Origin of the sequence: Actinospica robiniae DSM 44927 (assembly GCF_000504285.1) — a bacterium.
GTDB lineage: Bacteria > Actinomycetota > Actinomycetes > Streptomycetales > Catenulisporaceae > Actinospica > Actinospica robiniae.
This window is the reverse complement of record NZ_KI632511.1, coordinates 2,288,682-2,302,672: the sequence shown is the minus strand read 5'-3', so window position 1 is coordinate 2,302,672 and position 13,991 is coordinate 2,288,682. Positions and strand designations below refer to the sequence as shown.

The 13,991-nt window shown below is 71.0% G+C and carries 13 protein-coding genes; 7 read left to right on the top strand and 6 right to left on the bottom strand.

The window, feature by feature from the left end; genetic code table 11:
- Window positions 1-240: 240 nt before the first annotated feature.
- From ACTRO_RS09755 to ACTRO_RS09730, 6 genes are all read left to right on the top strand, one after another.
- Window positions 241-1,086: an aminoglycoside phosphotransferase family protein gene (locus tag ACTRO_RS09755; protein ID WP_034274027.1), complete on the top strand. Its 846-nt coding sequence runs from the start codon at window positions 241-243 to the stop codon at window positions 1,084-1,086.
- 647 nt (window positions 1,087-1,733) lie between these two features.
- The gene (locus ACTRO_RS09750) at window positions 1,734-2,267 is read left to right on the top strand and encodes a sigma-70 family RNA polymerase sigma factor (protein ID WP_051450584.1); all 534 of its coding nucleotides are present in this window, start codon (window positions 1,734-1,736) and stop codon (window positions 2,265-2,267) included.
- A gap of 5 nt (window positions 2,268-2,272) precedes the next feature.
- Complete coding sequence (locus tag ACTRO_RS09745; RefSeq protein ID WP_034262843.1) at window positions 2,273-3,214, top strand: hypothetical protein; 942 nt, start codon at window positions 2,273-2,275, stop codon at window positions 3,212-3,214.
- Window positions 3,215-3,348: 134 nt separating this feature from the next.
- Window positions 3,349-4,845: a glutamate decarboxylase gene (gad, locus tag ACTRO_RS09740; protein WP_084316127.1), complete on the top strand. Its 1,497-nt coding sequence runs from the start codon at window positions 3,349-3,351 to the stop codon at window positions 4,843-4,845.
- Window positions 4,846-5,377: 532 nt separating this feature from the next.
- Window positions 5,378-6,556: an alpha/beta hydrolase gene (locus ACTRO_RS09735; protein ID WP_034262842.1), complete on the top strand. Its 1,179-nt coding sequence runs from the start codon at window positions 5,378-5,380 to the stop codon at window positions 6,554-6,556.
- Between the two features lie 40 nt (window positions 6,557-6,596).
- Entirely contained in the window at window positions 6,597-6,920 is a 324-nt protein-coding gene (locus ACTRO_RS09730; protein WP_034262840.1) for a hypothetical protein, read from the top strand.
- A 9-nt stretch (window positions 6,921-6,929) separates the two neighbouring features.
- Here ACTRO_RS09730 and ACTRO_RS09725 read toward each other — a convergent pair whose 3' ends face one another.
- Entirely contained in the window at window positions 6,930-7,394 is a 465-nt protein-coding gene (locus ACTRO_RS09725; RefSeq protein WP_157436028.1) for a hypothetical protein, read from the bottom strand.
- Between the two features lie 96 nt (window positions 7,395-7,490).
- On the bottom strand, window positions 7,491-8,834 hold the full coding sequence (locus ACTRO_RS09720; RefSeq protein ID WP_034274019.1) for an SAM-dependent methyltransferase: 1,344 nt from the start codon (window positions 8,832-8,834) through the stop codon (window positions 7,491-7,493).
- Window positions 8,835-9,059: 225 nt separating this feature from the next.
- On the opposite strand from ACTRO_RS09720, the gene ACTRO_RS09715 reads away from it, so the two are divergent.
- On the top strand, window positions 9,060-10,487 hold the full coding sequence (locus tag ACTRO_RS09715) for an amino acid permease (protein WP_034274016.1): 1,428 nt from the start codon (window positions 9,060-9,062) through the stop codon (window positions 10,485-10,487).
- Window positions 10,488-10,511: 24 nt separating this feature from the next.
- Here ACTRO_RS09715 and ACTRO_RS09710 read toward each other — a convergent pair whose 3' ends face one another.
- From ACTRO_RS09710 to ACTRO_RS09695, 4 genes are all read right to left on the bottom strand, one after another.
- Window positions 10,512-11,369, bottom strand: a complete 858-nt coding sequence (locus ACTRO_RS09710; RefSeq protein ID WP_084317035.1) for a GH25 family lysozyme — start codon at window positions 11,367-11,369, stop codon at window positions 10,512-10,514.
- A gap of 215 nt (window positions 11,370-11,584) precedes the next feature.
- Window positions 11,585-12,445 carry an SAM-dependent methyltransferase gene (locus tag ACTRO_RS43105; protein WP_051450582.1) on the bottom strand — a complete coding sequence of 287 codons (861 nt, stop codon included), beginning with the start codon at window positions 12,443-12,445 and terminating at the stop codon, window positions 11,585-11,587.
- Between the two features lie 149 nt (window positions 12,446-12,594).
- Window positions 12,595-13,005 (bottom strand): hypothetical protein, encoded by a 411-nt coding sequence (locus ACTRO_RS09700; protein ID WP_157436026.1) that lies wholly within the window; start codon window positions 13,003-13,005, stop codon window positions 12,595-12,597.
- A gap of 156 nt (window positions 13,006-13,161) precedes the next feature.
- Window positions 13,162-13,959 carry an NERD domain-containing protein gene (locus tag ACTRO_RS09695; protein WP_034262837.1) on the bottom strand — a complete coding sequence of 266 codons (798 nt, stop codon included), beginning with the start codon at window positions 13,957-13,959 and terminating at the stop codon, window positions 13,162-13,164.
- Window positions 13,960-13,991: the final 32 nt, after the last annotated feature.

Genomic DNA, 13,991 nt, shown 5'->3' with positions numbered 1-13,991 from the left:
TCGCGCAGGGGCCGGTCCGGGTTCGGCGCCGGTCAGATCCGGGTTCACCCGATAGGGGTCGGCCGCGGATCTTGCCGGTCGGCCGCCGGAAGGTGTACCCGGAGCCGAAGCCGGCGGCGGCGGGCTCCGCCGCGCGCAGCTCCTTCTACGGCCGCTGATTCGAACGGCGATGCGCAGGACGCAAGCCGTGCCAGTGGCCGAGATCGTGTCCGAAACCCACCTTGAGGTAGGTTGACGGCCGTGCATCCTGAGGTAAACGAGAAGCTTCTCGTTCTCGTCGAGGAGTTGTTGCCCGGCGTGCCGCTGGACGGCGCGTCGAGTGCCAGAGGGCAGTTCCACGACGTGGTGCTGCTGCCCGGTCGCGCGGCGATACGGATAGCCCGGGGACTCGCGGCCGAGCAGGAGCTCGAGCGCCGCACCGAGCTCAGCCGCCGGCTGGCCGGCCTCGGCCTGCCCTTCGCGGTGCCCGAACCGCTCACGCCGGTCAAGGTGTTGCACGGCCGCACCGCCGTGGCCATGTCCTGGATCGACGGCGAGCCGCGGGCGAAGGCGACCGGGGAGCCGGCGGTCCTGGCGGGCCTGCTCAGGGCGCTGGCGGAGGTCGACTGCGCGCCGCTGCGCGACGTGCTCGGCGAGCCGCACGAGTATGCCGGGCGGGCGGACTGGGTCCGCGTGCTCGAAGAACAGGCCGTGCCGGCGCTGCCCCGGCGGTGGCGGGCCGAGGCGCGCCGCCGCGTCGAGGCCGCGCAGGACCTGCCGGAGGTCGAGCCCGGCCTCGTGCACGGCGATCTGTGCGGCTACAACCTGCACTGGGGTCCGGCCGGCCGGATCGTGGGCGTGCTCGACTGGGATCTCGCCGCCCCCTTCGACCCGGCCGTGGACGCGGCCTGCCTCGGCAACCACGGCTGGGACGCGCTGCGCGCGGCGGTGCCCGCGGAGGTCTATCGGCGGGCCCGGATCTGGTACCGCACCTTCGGGATCGAGCAGGTCGCCTCGGCCCTGCTGAACGGCGAGCCGGCCCAGGTGGTCAAGCGCTACGTCGCCCGCGCGGCCGAGTTCCTGGAGCGGACCGCGGAGACGGACTGAGGCCGGCTCAGCCCTGTCCGCCCGCTCCGCCTCGGCCGCCGGGGAAGCCGCATGGCCCCGGTCGGGAAGCCGCCGGCGCACGAGGGGTGCCGTCGCCGCCGGAGGAGCCGGACGACCCGCTCGAACAGGCGGCCGGCGCCCCGACTCCGGTCAGCGCGGCCAGGGCCACGCCCGCGAACCGCACCTGAGCGCCTTGCGCCGTTCCCTCATGCCGCACCTCACCGTCGCCTGCCGCTTCCGGACCCAGGCTAAGATCGCGGGTCCGGATGAGCCGAGGGTGGTGCGGGCGTGAGAAAACCGTGGGGATCCCGGCAGGGGCCCCGTCCGTGACGAGGCCCCTGCGGAGCCGCCGTTCTCTTGACCTCTGCAGGGAAATCAGAACCCGGCGAGCGGCGCCGTGCGGCATGCGGCCGAGGTCCGCGCCGTCACTGACCGACAACTCACGGTTACGCACGGAAGCAGGACTGTCAATAAGAAGGCTGATGATCGTATGAAAACCGTGACGAACGGCGTTTGATTCGTGATTTTCGCCGCCGGCTGCATCCTGGCGCCCGGCCCGCGCGTGTGCTGTTCGTGATCGCGCCGAGGGGCGTGGCGTGGCATGCGAGGTGAACGAGCGAGATGGTGTGCGAGAGGGGAGGGGCGCGGTGGCGGATGAAACGGACTTCGACGAGTTCTTCGGCGCAAGCTTTCGGCGCGTGGTGAGCCAGATCTATGCCATGACCGGCAATCTCGCCGAGGCAGAGGACGCGGTGGCCGAGGCGTACGCCCGGGCCTGGCAGCGCTGGGACGTGGTGCGCGGCTACCTCGACCCGGAGTCCTGGATCCGGACCGTGGCCTACCGGCTGGCCGTCTCCTCCTGGCGCAAGGCGGTCAACCGCCGGGCCGCGCACCGCCGCGAGGCGGCCGCGGCGGAGGCGCCGGCGATGAGCGCGGACCACCTCACCCTGGTGGCTGCGCTGCGCCGGATCTCCGCCGAGCAGCGCCGGGCCATCGTGCTCTTCCACCTCGTCGGCCTGACGGTCAGCGAGATCGCGGCGGAGACCGGCTCGCCCGAGGGCACGGTCAAGTCGCACCTCAACCGGGGCCGCAAGGCCCTGGCCCCGCTTGTGTCCGAGTTCGCCGCGGTCGGCTCCGGAGAGCACCCCGCTCCGCGCGACGGCCTGGCCAGGGAGTGGTAGGTCCGATGCCGGAGAGCTTCGATCGCATGCTCGCCGAGATGGCCGAGGAGGCCGTGGGCGAGACCAGGACCCCGGCGGCCGCCGACGTGCGCCGCCGCGGAGCGCAGCGCACCGTCCGGCGCCGGCTGATCGCCTCGATGGCAGCGTTCGCCGCGGTCTGCGGCATGGTCGGCGGCGGCGTGGCCGAGCAGGTCCTCGGCGCCCGCCCGGGCACGCCCGTGGCGCCGGCGGCCAGCCTCTCCGCTGCACCGTCGGGCGGCTTGTTGCCGAGCCCGGGCGACCCGACCGCGTCGCCGAGCCCGACCGGCGCGGCCAAGCTGAACATGGCTCTGGTCGCGGGTCTGTGGGCGCGTTCCGACGGCAGCCAGGGCTACCTGATGATCTATCCGCTGTCGCTGTCGGGGTCGGACGATACCGCCATGATCGGCATCAGCGAGCCCGGGAACTTCCCGCTCTGCTACGGCCGCCTCTCGGTGACCAGGGTCGGCTCGTCCTATCCCATCACCGACGTGAACTGCGCGGGTACCGCCGCGCCCGACATGGCCCTGACGTACCCCGATGCCACCGGGAAGCGGCTGGTGCTGCACGTGCCCGATTCCACCGATGGGCAGGACGTCTCGACCTCGTACTCCACCCAAGCCTTGGGCGCGAACCTGGCGAAGCAGCAGACCAACTACGCAGTCATCACCGGCATCTGGGTGGCGGGTTCCGCGATGATCACGTTCCAGAAGCAGGGCACGGTCGTGTGGTCGGCGCAGATCGACGGCAGCGAACAGACCGGCGCCGGAAAAGCGACCAGCTCGTTCGAGGGCACCATGGCTGTGGTCGGCTCCTGCGCGCCCAGTGTTGCCGGGTGCTTCGTGCTCCAAGTGCAGTACGACGCCAAGAGCGACCAGCTGACGGTGATCGGCAGCGCGGGGCCGCAGGTGTTCGACCGAAAGGGTTGACCCGCCGTCAGGAGGCGCGCGGGGGCCGGGAAATCCTGCCGAAGCACCGGAGCGGACGCTGGCATCCGCCCGCGCCCGGTGGCAGGGTGTGCCGAGGGGCGGGTCTGCACGCATGCGCACGGAAGGGAATTTGCATGGCGAAAAGGCAGAGCACGGGGTCGGGCGACGAAGGGCTGCACACCCCGCGGGTGCGCGGCGTCCCGATCCACCAGGACCCGGCGAACCCGAAGTCCGCCACCCGCGACTCGAACCGCACCCTGTCCGTCAACCCCCTCACTTCCTCCGCCGCCAACCCGCTCGGCGCCATGCAGCTGGCGCCGCCGATGTACCGCATTCCAGAGCAGCCGATAGAGCCCCTCACGGCCTACCGGCTCATCCACGACGAACTCATGCTCGACGGCAACGCCCGGCTGAACCTCGCCACCTTCGTCACCACGTGGATGGAGCCCGAGGCCTCGCTGCTGATGGCCGAGTGCGCCGAGAAGAACATGATCGACAAGGACGAGTATCCGCAGACCGCCGAGCTCGAGCGGCGCTGCGTGGCGATCCTGGCCGACCTGTGGAACGTGCCCGACCCGCACACCGCCATCGGCTGCTCCACCACCGGATCAAGCGAGGCGTGCATGCTCGCCGGCCTCGCGCTCAAGCGGCGCTGGATGAACGCCAACGCCGAGCGCTACGCGGCCGGCGCCAAGCCCAACCTGGTGATGGGCATCAACGTCCAGGTCTGCTGGGAGAAGTTCTGCACCTTCTGGGAGGTCGAGCCGCGATACGTGCCGATGGAGGGTGACCGTTACCACCTCGACGGCGACAGCGCCGTGGCGAAGGTGGACGAGAACACCATCGGCGTGGTCGCCATCCTCGGCTCGACCATGGACGGCAGCTACGAGCCGGTGTGGGAGGTCTGCGACAAGCTCGACGAGCTGCAGCAGCGGACCGGGCTGGACGTGCCGGTGCACGTGGACGGCGCCTCCGGAGCCATGATCGCGCCCTTCCTCGACCCGGACGTGAAGTGGGACTTCCGCCAGCCGCGGGTGTCCTCCATCAACACCTCCGGCCACAAGTACGGGCTCGTCTACCCGGGTGTCGGCTGGGTGCTCTGGCGCAACCACGACGCCCTGCCCGAGGAGCTGGTGTTCAAGGTCAACTACCTCGGCGGCGACATGCCGACCTTCGCGCTCAACTTCTCCCGCCCCGGCGCGCAGGTCGTGGCCCAGTACTACAACTTCCTGCGCCTCGGCCGCGAGGGCTTCCGCCAAGTGCAGCAGGCCTGCCGCGACGTGGCCGGTTACCTGGCCTCCGGAGTGGAGGCGATGTCCGAGTTCCGCCTGCTCACCCGCGGCGACCAGCTGCCCGTCTTCGCCTTCACCACTGCCGACGACGTCACCGACTTCGACGTCTTCGACGTCTCCCGCCGCCTGCGCGAGCGCGGCTGGCAGGTCCCCGCCTACACCTTCCCGGCCGACCGCACCGACCTGGCGGTGATCCGGCTGGTGGTGCGCAACGGCTTCTCCCACGACCTCGCCGACCTGCTGCTCGCCGACCTCGGCCGCCTGCTGCCCCAGCTGCACAAGCAGCCCGCCCCCATGCAGGAGTTCGGCGTCCCCGCCAAAGAGGCATTTCACCACTAGATGTCTGGGCGCTCCCTCCGGCTCTGACGCCTACGCTTCACTGCGGCGTCAGAGCCGGCGTCGGGCGCACGGCACGCTGTGTTTATGCGTGGCACGGCCCCGCGCCGGGGACACCCGGACCCCGCGCGCAGGTCGGCTGGGGAGGAGGTGCGTCGGCGGCGAGAGGTTGTCGAGGCGTGGTGGGTTCTGGGTGGCCCCGGGCCCACGCGTGAATCTTGGTCCAGCGGGATGGCGAAGCGATGTTCGCCGAAATCCAAGGCGAGGATCCGATCCGGATCCGGCTCATCATCATCGACGGTCTTACCGATGCAGCAGACGGCTCAATCGAGCCCTTGCGCGCTTCGGCGCCGATCCCATGGCTCAGGCGCCGACACGTCAGATAGCTCTGGAAACTTCCTCGACTATCCCTGGAAAGCGGTCACGGCGCGGCACTCGGTCTAGGCGAGTAATCATTCTGTTAGGTATGTGCGGGTTCGAAGGTGTTCGCGTGGCATTGCCGGGAAAGGCGCATATTGAGCATTAATCTCTTCTCGTGACACCGACCAGTGATTCCCTCCTGTTGTGCACGATCGCGCTCGCGCTGTTGTCGGCGGGGGCGACGGCGCTGCTGTGGAACCGGATGCGGGGGCGGCGGGCGGCGCGGGTGGCGCAGCGGGGGGCGCTGCTGCTGTTCGGGGAGCTCATGGCGGCGACGGCGATCCTGGTGTGGGTCAACATCTCCAACGGCGGCCTGGTGGTCTCCTGGCAGGACCTGTTGGGCAATCAGAGCACGCGCGGCGGGGTGTTCGCGGGGCAGGCCGGGGCCGTGCGGCTCGATCCGGCGCCGGTGCCGGTGGCGCGGGCGGCGGCGGACGAGGAGATTCCGGCGGCCGCGGCGGCGGCTTACCGTGCGGTGCGCTTCAGCCCGTCGGCCGGCGGCTTTCAGGAGGCCACCTTCCGCGGTCCCGCGTCAGGGCTCGACTCGCAGGTCTACGTGTGGACGCCGCCGCAGTACGCGACGGAGCCGCACGCCTACTTTCCCGTGCTCGAACTGCTGCACGGCGTCGTCGGCTCGCCGGACGGCTGGATCGGGCCGATGAACGTGGTCGAGCATCTCGAGGCGGCCGAGCAGTCGGCGAAGGTCTACCCGTTCATCCTGGTCGTGCCGTCCGTCACGCCGGTGCCCGGGCACGTCTGGCCCTGGGACAACGAGGAGTGCAGCAACGTGCCCGGAGACGGCGACGTCGACTCCTGGCTCACCCAGGACGTGCGCGACGTGGTGACCTCGGACTTCCGGGCCGAGCCCGCCGCCGACGGCTGGGGGCTGATGGGCTACTCCACCGGCGGCTTCTGCGCGGCCAAGCTCGTCCTGCAGCATCCCGACCGCTATCAGGCGGCCGTCTCGCTGGCGGGCTACTACACCCCGGACTCGGACACGCTCACGGCCGACACGGCGCTGGACCACGCCAACAGCCCGCTGTGGCTGCTCGGCCACGGCCGGACGCCCGCCGTCAGCCTGTTGATGACGGCGAGCGAGCAGGACCACGTCGATCCGGCGGCCGAGACGGCGCAGGTGCTGGCCACGGCCAAGGCCAATCCGCGGGCCCGGGCGACCGAGGTGCAGTCCTTCGTCGCGCCGCTGGGCGGGGGCCACAACCAGAGCGCGTGGGAGAAGATGCTGCCCACCGCCTTCACCTGGCTCTCGCAACGGCTGACCGGGCCCACGACGTGACCGCCGCCACCATTGTCCGCAGTGTTCGAAGGGAACGGGTATGCGGCTGACCAGTCCCGCCACGCAGTATCTGAGCATCGTCGTCGCCGTGCTCGCCACCGTCGCCGTGCTGCTGCTGTGGAACCGCGTGCGCGGGCCGCGCGCCGTCAGGATGCTGGCCCGGTTCGGGCTGCTGCTCGGCGGGTACGCGGCCACCGCAGTCGCCGTGCTGGTGTCCGTGAACATCGCCTACGGCGGCCTGATCGTCAGCGTCGACGACCTCTTCGCCGATCTGAACCCGCCGATGAACTACCACCACTCCGGGCATATGCACCACCACGGGTCGGCCGGGGCCACGCCCGCGCCGAAGGCGAGCCCTGAGTAGGCCGCTCCGCTATCCGTGGCACAGGCCCTCGAGGTCCACGGTGTCCTTGAGCAGGGTCGAGAGTGGAACGCTCACGGCGTCGGTGCTCAGATCGAAGTAGTCGTCGTAGACGTCGGCCAGCGTCTGGATGTCCCGGCGTACCTGCGGCTGGTCGGCCGCGTCCGCCGCGCTGCCGAGCGCGGTCACCAGCAGTTGCACGCCCACCTTGTTCAGCGCCTTGCGGCCGTCGGCCAGGAGCTTGACCGACGACGGCCCGTACGCGCTGATCGCCTTGAGCGCCGCGACGCAGCCGGGATCCCGGCCGGGATCGGCAGCGGCCGAAGCGGAGCCGTGCGGCGCGTAGGTGTGCGCGTCCGAGGCGTCGGTCGCCTCGAGGTCGGCGCAGCCGGCCAGGCTCGCGCCGAGCAGGGCGAGCGTGGCGGCCAGAGTGATCGATGATCGGCGCGCGGCCGACCGGCCGTCGGTACGAGGCACGGCTTCCACCCCCGGAAGGCGTCGCGTCGGACTCGCTGCAGAGCCCTGATGCCCATCGTACCCACGGCCGGCCCGGCCCGGGACCCCGAGACCGGCTCAGGCCGCCGCGGCGAGGGGGTCGCGGCTGAGCACGAGCTGGTGCACGTCCAGGTAGCCGGAGGCGAATCCGGCCTCCGAGTAGGCCAGATACAGCCGCCAGGTGCGCCGGAAGGTCTCGTCGAAGCCCAGGGAGCCCAGACGGCTCGCGTTGGCCACCAGACGCTCCCCCCACAGCGCCAGCGTGCGGGCGTAGTGCGCGCCGAAGGACAGGTCGTCGCGGATGTGCAGGCCCGCCCGCGCCGCGTTCTGCCGGATCGCGGTCATCGAGGGGATCAGGCCGCCGGGGAAGATGTACTTGATGATCCAGGTCTGGGTGCGCGCGGTGGCGAGCATCCGGTCGTGCGGCATGGTGATGGCCTGCAGGCCCACCCGGCCGCCGGGGGCCAGCAGCCGGGACAGGCTGGCGAAGTAGGCGGGCCAGTGCTCCCGGCCCACCGCCTCGATCATCTCCACGCTCAGTACCGCGTCGTACTGGCCCTCGGTGTCGCGGTAGTCGCGCAGCTCCACGTGTACCGAGTCGGCGAGCCCGGCCAGGTCCGCCTGCTGCCGGGTGTAGGCCAGCTGGCGTTCGGAGAGTGTGATCGTGCGCACCTTGGCCCCGCGGCGGGCCGCCCGGCGGGCCAGCTCGCCCCAGCCGCTGCCGATCTCCAGCAGGCGGGTGCCGGGGCCGACGTCGGTCAGGTCGAGCAGCCGGTCGATCTTGCGCTCCTGCGCCGCGCGCAGCAGCTCCACACCGGGCGCGCCGTCGCTCATGTCCAGCCGCATCAGCTCGCCCGCGGGTGTACCGGCCTCGAGCGGCGTCACGGCCGGCGTGTCGAAGAGCGCGGAGGAATAGGTCATGGTCGGGTCGAGGAAGAGCGAGAACATCTCGTTGGACAGGTCGTAGTGCCGGGCGATGTTGTCCCTGGCCTCGTCCGCGGTCTCGTTCTCGGTCGGCGGCCGGCGTACCACGTGCAGCCGCCGCAGCTTCTGCAGCGGCGCGGGCACCAGTGTGGAGACGTTCGCGGCGAAAACGCCGAGCAGCCCGGCGAGGTCGTCCGCGTCCCAGTCCCCGGCCTGGTAGGACTCGCCGAAGCCGATCAGCCCGCCGGCGCCGACGCGCTGGAAGAAGGCCTCGGGACGGTGCAGCGTCATGACCGGGTCCGCCTCGCCGCCCGCGCCCAGGCTCGAACCGTCGGGCAGCACCAGCCGCACCGGCAGATCGCGCACCGCGTAGCGCACGATCCGCGCGGCCACCCGGCCCCGGATCCGCCCGCCCGGCACCGTGGCGAGGGCGGGGAAGCCACCCACGACCCGGTGCTCGGCCGGCCGTTCCGAAAGCGTGTCAGTCTCCGGATTCATCACCATTTCCCTTCTCGTGCGAACTCCTCCTGCCAGCCGGACCCGGCCGACCCCGGCCCGCCTGGCACCGCCGATACCGATACCCCGCGGCAAGCCCCTTACGCGGGAAAGTGAGCGCGGCCCTTGCTCCAAGCGGGTGAGCGGCGCCGAGCGCGCTGGTCCGAACGGGCGACGGCCGGGTCCGGCGTCCCCCCGCACACCCGGCTGCGCGGCGGCTCGCTGCGCATGCTCGACATCGCCGCCGCCACCATGGCCAACATCGGCCCGGCGATGAGCTTCTACTTCGGCTTCGGCTTCCTCGCCACCACCGCGGGCGTGGCCTCCCCGCTGACCATCCTGGCTGCGGGCGTGGCCGTGGCGCTGCTCGGCAACACCCTCGCCCAGTTCTCCCGCGCCCACCCGTCCGCCGGCGGCTTCATCACCTTCGTCGGCAAGAGCTTCGGCCCCACCAGCGCGGTGACCACCGCCCTGCTGGCCGGGCTCGGCTACATCATCGCCATGGCCTCCGTGATCGCCATCTCCGGCGGCTTCCTGGAGCTCATGCTGGAGCACTATGTCTTCCGTCAGCACAGCGTCTCCGGCTTCCACGTCCCCTGGATCATCTGGACGCTGATCCTCACCGCCGGCGCGGTCCTGCTCATGGTGCGCGGCGTGGCGCTGTCCACGAAGATCGCCGGGCTCTTCTTCGGGATCGAGATGACCGTGCTGGTGCTGGTCTCGATCGTCGCCATCGCCAAGCACGGCGCGCACCTGTCCGCGAGCCCGTTCGAGCCGAAGGACATCACTCACGGGTTCAGCGGCCTGTCGGCCGGCTTCCCGCTCGCCGTCTACCTGTTCATCGGCTGGGAGAATTCGGCGGCGCTGGCCGAGGAGACCGACAACCCGCGCCGCAACGTCGGCCGGGCCGTGTTCACCTCGGTCGGGATCATGGTGACGAGCTATCTGCTCTTCTCCTACGCCACCGTCACCGGCTTCGACTACGACGTGGCGAAGCTGGGCGGAGCTCCGATCCCGTTCATCGCGGTGGCGCAGGGCACCGTCGGCGCGCTCGTCTTCCTCGCCTACCTGGCCGGCCTGACCTCGACCCTCGGCGCGCTGATCGCCGGAGTGAACTCGCAGGCGCGGCTGATCTTCAACGCCGGCCGCGAAGGCCTGCTGCCGTCCTACATCGGTCGCGTCCACTCGACCCGGCGCACGCCGACGAAGGCCATCGTCCTGTTCGTGACAGTCTCGCTGCTGATCATCGGCGGCTGGGGGCTCGGGCACCTCGCGGGCGGCGCCGGCGGGTCGATGGACGCGGTGACCTTCTTCGCCGAGTCCTCCACCATGGGCACGGTGTTCGTCCTGCTGGTGTATCTGGCCTCGAACCTGGCCCTGCCGTTCTACTACCGCAGGTATCTGCCGGAGCGGTTCCGCGTCGTCAAACACGCCGTCCTGCCGTTGCTCGGCGCGGCTGTGATCATCGTGCCGCTGTACTACCTGTCCAAGCCCGGCCAAGCCGCGCCCTACAGCTGGTATCCGTACATCGCGCTCGGCGCTCTGGCGCTGTCCGTCGGCTACGCCGTAATCCTGGTACGACGAGACCCGACGCTGGGCGAGCGCGTCGGGTCCATCGTGGCCGATGCCGAGGAGGAGGGAGGAACGCCGGGGTGAAGCCCGGACGAATCAGCGGCGGATTCAGCCCTTCGAGGCCAGGGTCTTGAGCTGGGACAGCGCTCCGTTGAACACGTCCTGGTCGCCCGGCAGCTTTCCGTGGTCGGCGTACTGCCAGAACGTGTAGAAGCCCCAGCCCCCGGGCAGCGCCCCGCCTCCGGTGGAGGCGTAGTTCGCCACCCAGAACGGGTCGTACTTGGCGAAGCCGGTCGCGTTGCCGGTGCAGCTGCGCCACCAGTCGGTGGTGCTGTAGATCACCGGATACGCGTGCTCGCGCGCCGCGTACTCGTTCACGAAGTTCCAGATCCAGCCGGTCATCGCGGTCGTGGACAGGCCGTAGCACTTCGCGCCGTAGGGGTTGTACTCGATGTCCAGCGCGCCCGGCAGGGTCACCCCGTCGCCGGACCAGGCACCGCCGTGGCTGATGAAGTAATCGGCCTGGGCGGTGCCGCTGGAGTTGCTCGGGATGGCGAAGTGGTAGGCGCCGCGGATCACGCCGCGGCTGTGCGGACCGTTGTACTGCGCGGTGAAGTCGGGGTTGCGGTAGTACGTGCCCTCCGTCGCCTTGGCGTAGACGAAGTCGAGGCTCGAGGAGATCCCGGTCCAGTTGATCGAGCCCTGATTGCTGCTCACGTCGATCCCGGGCAGGTGCGGGATCGAGGAGTCGGGGCTGATGGGGTTGGGAGCCACCACGTCCGGGTCGTGGTCGCGGACGGTCGAGCCCATGTAGTCGGCTTCGGGATGGGTCAGCTGCTCGAGGCGCAGCGACGGAGTCGGATAGCGGTTCTGGTCGACCTCGACCAGCCGTCCGGTGACGGTGCGCGCCCAGCTGGAGCCGGTGGCGGCTGCGGCGGGTGCGGAGTTCCCCCGGTGTGCGGACATGTGCGTCGGCAGAAACGACGCGGTCACAGCCGCGGTCAATGCGCATGCCGCGACGATAATGGCACGGGGGACGGGGCGAAGCGGGGGTTGCATGTGATCCTCGCATTGCACTACGTCCGATTTGTTCTTATATCAGCGATATACCTCGATTGGTACAAGAAGAAACGCCCCGTCAGATCTTGATCGCCAGATCGCGCGCCTCTCGAAAGGCGCGGTCAGACGCGCGCGATGCCGCCGGCGACCGGGCAACGCGGCTCGAGTTCGGCGCCCGGGCCCTCGCCGTCCGGGCGCCACGAGGTGCACGGCACGAAGCCGGGGTCGACGAACTCGAACCCGGCGAGCAGTTCGCGCACCCGGCGCAGCGGCCGGGCGGTGAACTGGAAGGGGTTGTGGCCGAGCAGCCGCCGGGCTTGGGCCGAGGTGGCGGGTGCGGGGTGTTCGAGCGCGTGCTGGGCCACGATCAGGCTGCCGGGGGCGAGCGCGGCGCGCAGGTGGGAGAGCGCGAGGGTGAGCCGCTCGTCGTCGGCGGTGAAATCGAGCATCCCCACCAGCAGCACGCCGACCGGCCGGCTCAGGTCCAGCCGTTCGCTCAGCCACGGGCCGCGCAGCACCGGTCCGGGTTCGCGGAAGTCGGCGAGCTGCACGTACACCTCGCCCTGCGGACGCGCCTGCGCGGCGAGCACGCCGCGTGCGTGCGCCGCGCTGATCGAGTCGTCGGTGACGTAGACGAAGGTGGCCTCAGGGCACTGAGCGCGGACCTGGCCGTCATAGCTGTCGCGCGTCGGTACGAAGGCGCCGAGGTGCAGAAACTGCGTCAGACCTTGGGCGGGGTCGGCGATCCAGGCTATCGCCCGGCGCAGGAAGGCCTGCTCTGCCTGGAAGGCCAGTTTGAGGTCGGGGTAGACGGCGAGGGTGGCCTCGACCGCGTCCCGGTCGGCCTGGTAATTGTCCTTGCCGCCGAGCAGGAAGTCGCGCATGCGCAGCGGATGCGGCAGGTCGAAGGTCGGCTGCGGCGGGCGCCATTCCCGGCCCGGGTCGGGATTTCCGTGCGAGGGCCGGTTCTCCGCGACACCCATGGCCCCCGACCCCTTCCCGTCCCACGTTGGCTGGGAGCTTACGCGCACGCGGCGCCGGTGTCCCGCCCTCGCCCTGGCGCAGTGTGGCGCGAGCGGAACAGGGGGCCGGGAGTGACGGATGAGGCCGGATTTCCCTGGCGGAAACGGTTTCAGCGGCGCCAGGGCGAGGTCGGTCGAGGCCACGACCGGTTCGACGGACGGGCGCTCGCGTTCGGGCCGGCGCCCGGATCGGCACTCGCGTCGGCGCTCGGGTCGGCAGACGGCGTGGGCGACGGACTCGCGGCCGACGGCGAGAGGTGTGCCGTCGAGCTCCGGCCCAGCGGCTGCGCGGAGGGGTCCACTTGCGCGGTGGGGTGCGTGGTCGGCAGGCCGGCCAACGCCGGGCGGCGGTCGGTGGTGCCCGGAATGTCGCCGAGTTGGGGTGAGGCCGCGGCCAGTCCGGCGGTCAGCGCCACGCCGGCCGCCACCGCGACACAGCCGGTCACGCCCCAGATAGCCAACCGGTGCTCACGGTAGCCGCCGGTGGGCAGGCGGTGTCCCCTGCTGTCTCGTCTCGGCATGCGGGGCAGTCTGGCACGGCTTCGGGCGTAGGGCGAAGCAATCCGAGGAATCTTACGAAACCTTGGCCAACTCGCGACTCGGCTGACCGCTTCCGGGCTCACCCGCGCCCAGGGTCGATGCGCGCCACGCCAGGGCCCGGCCGGCCCGGGTCGCGGCTACAACGTCCATGCCCCGGACCGGTGCACCGCGGCCACGAGACGGTCGCGTTCCGGCAGGCTGATCGCCGCTCTGCAGTCGCGCAGCTCGTCGTCGATCCGCTCGCCGCGAACGACGAGGACGTCCGGATGGCCGTCGTGTGTGTCCACGTCCGCCGCGTCGACGAAGGCCAGCACCGGCAGCACCGGAGGCTGCTGGCCGAGCTGTGCGGCGAGACGGCGGGCGGCGAGGGCGGCCTCGTGCCGGGCGTGGCGCAGGTACTGCTTGATCGTGTTGTCCACCCACACCGCGTCCGCGCCGACCCGGATCCGGGCCCCCGGGTGGCGCAGAGCACTGACGGTGAACACGCCGGGCGGGCCGATCACCAGGTAGGCCGCCTCGGCGCCCTCGTGCGGGTCGACGGTGCGCAACAGGTCCCAGCCGTCCCGGCTGAGCCGGACCAGGCGCCGGCCGACCACGCGCTCGGCCTTCTCCCCGCGAGGCCAGGAGATCCGCGACAGCCCGTGCGGCTTGGGCCGCTCGAAGTTGTCGGAGAAGGTCTCGTACTCCTCGGTGCGGGCCAGCAGATCCTCAGGCGGGGCGGGGTACTCCGGCATCAGATGCTGCAGGCCCGCGGGCACCGAGCCGGACAGGTACGGGCGCAACGCGAGCACGATCTCGTAGGAACGGGTCTCGTCCTTGAGCGAGAGCTTCCCGGTGCGGCAGTCGTAGTAGCCGAGTTGCGCGCGGGTCTCGGTGTCCTTGACGTAGAGGCGGTGCTGGCCGTGCCGCTGCCAGCGTTCGATCAGCAGGGCCATGTCGTCGTGTCTGCCGGGCGGGCGTGCGCCAA

Bases quoted from the DNA above. Each gene is read 5' to 3' on its own strand.
- ACTRO_RS09745 (WP_034262843.1), top strand. From the start codon at position 2,273: ATGCCGGAGAGCTTCGATCGCATGCTCGCCGAGATGGCCGAGGAGGCC.
- gad (WP_084316127.1), top strand. From the start codon at position 3,349: ATGGCGAAAAGGCAGAGCACGGGGTCGGGCGACGAAGGGCTGCACACC.
- ACTRO_RS09730 (WP_034262840.1), top strand. From the start codon at position 6,597: ATGCGGCTGACCAGTCCCGCCACGCAGTATCTGAGCATCGTCGTCGCC.
- ACTRO_RS09720 (WP_034274019.1), bottom strand. From the start codon at position 8,834: ATGAATCCGGAGACTGACACGCTTTCGGAACGGCCGGCCGAGCACCGG.
- ACTRO_RS09715 (WP_034274016.1), top strand. From the start codon at position 9,060: ATGCTCGACATCGCCGCCGCCACCATGGCCAACATCGGCCCGGCGATG.
- ACTRO_RS09710 (WP_084317035.1), bottom strand. From the start codon at position 11,369: ATGTCCGCACACCGGGGGAACTCCGCACCCGCCGCAGCCGCCACCGGC.
- ACTRO_RS43105 (WP_051450582.1), bottom strand. From the start codon at position 12,445: ATGGGTGTCGCGGAGAACCGGCCCTCGCACGGAAATCCCGACCCGGGC.
- ACTRO_RS09700 (WP_157436026.1), bottom strand. From the start codon at position 13,005: ATGCCGAGACGAGACAGCAGGGGACACCGCCTGCCCACCGGCGGCTAC.
- ACTRO_RS09695 (WP_034262837.1), bottom strand. From the start codon at position 13,959: ATGGCCCTGCTGATCGAACGCTGGCAGCGGCACGGCCAGCACCGCCTC.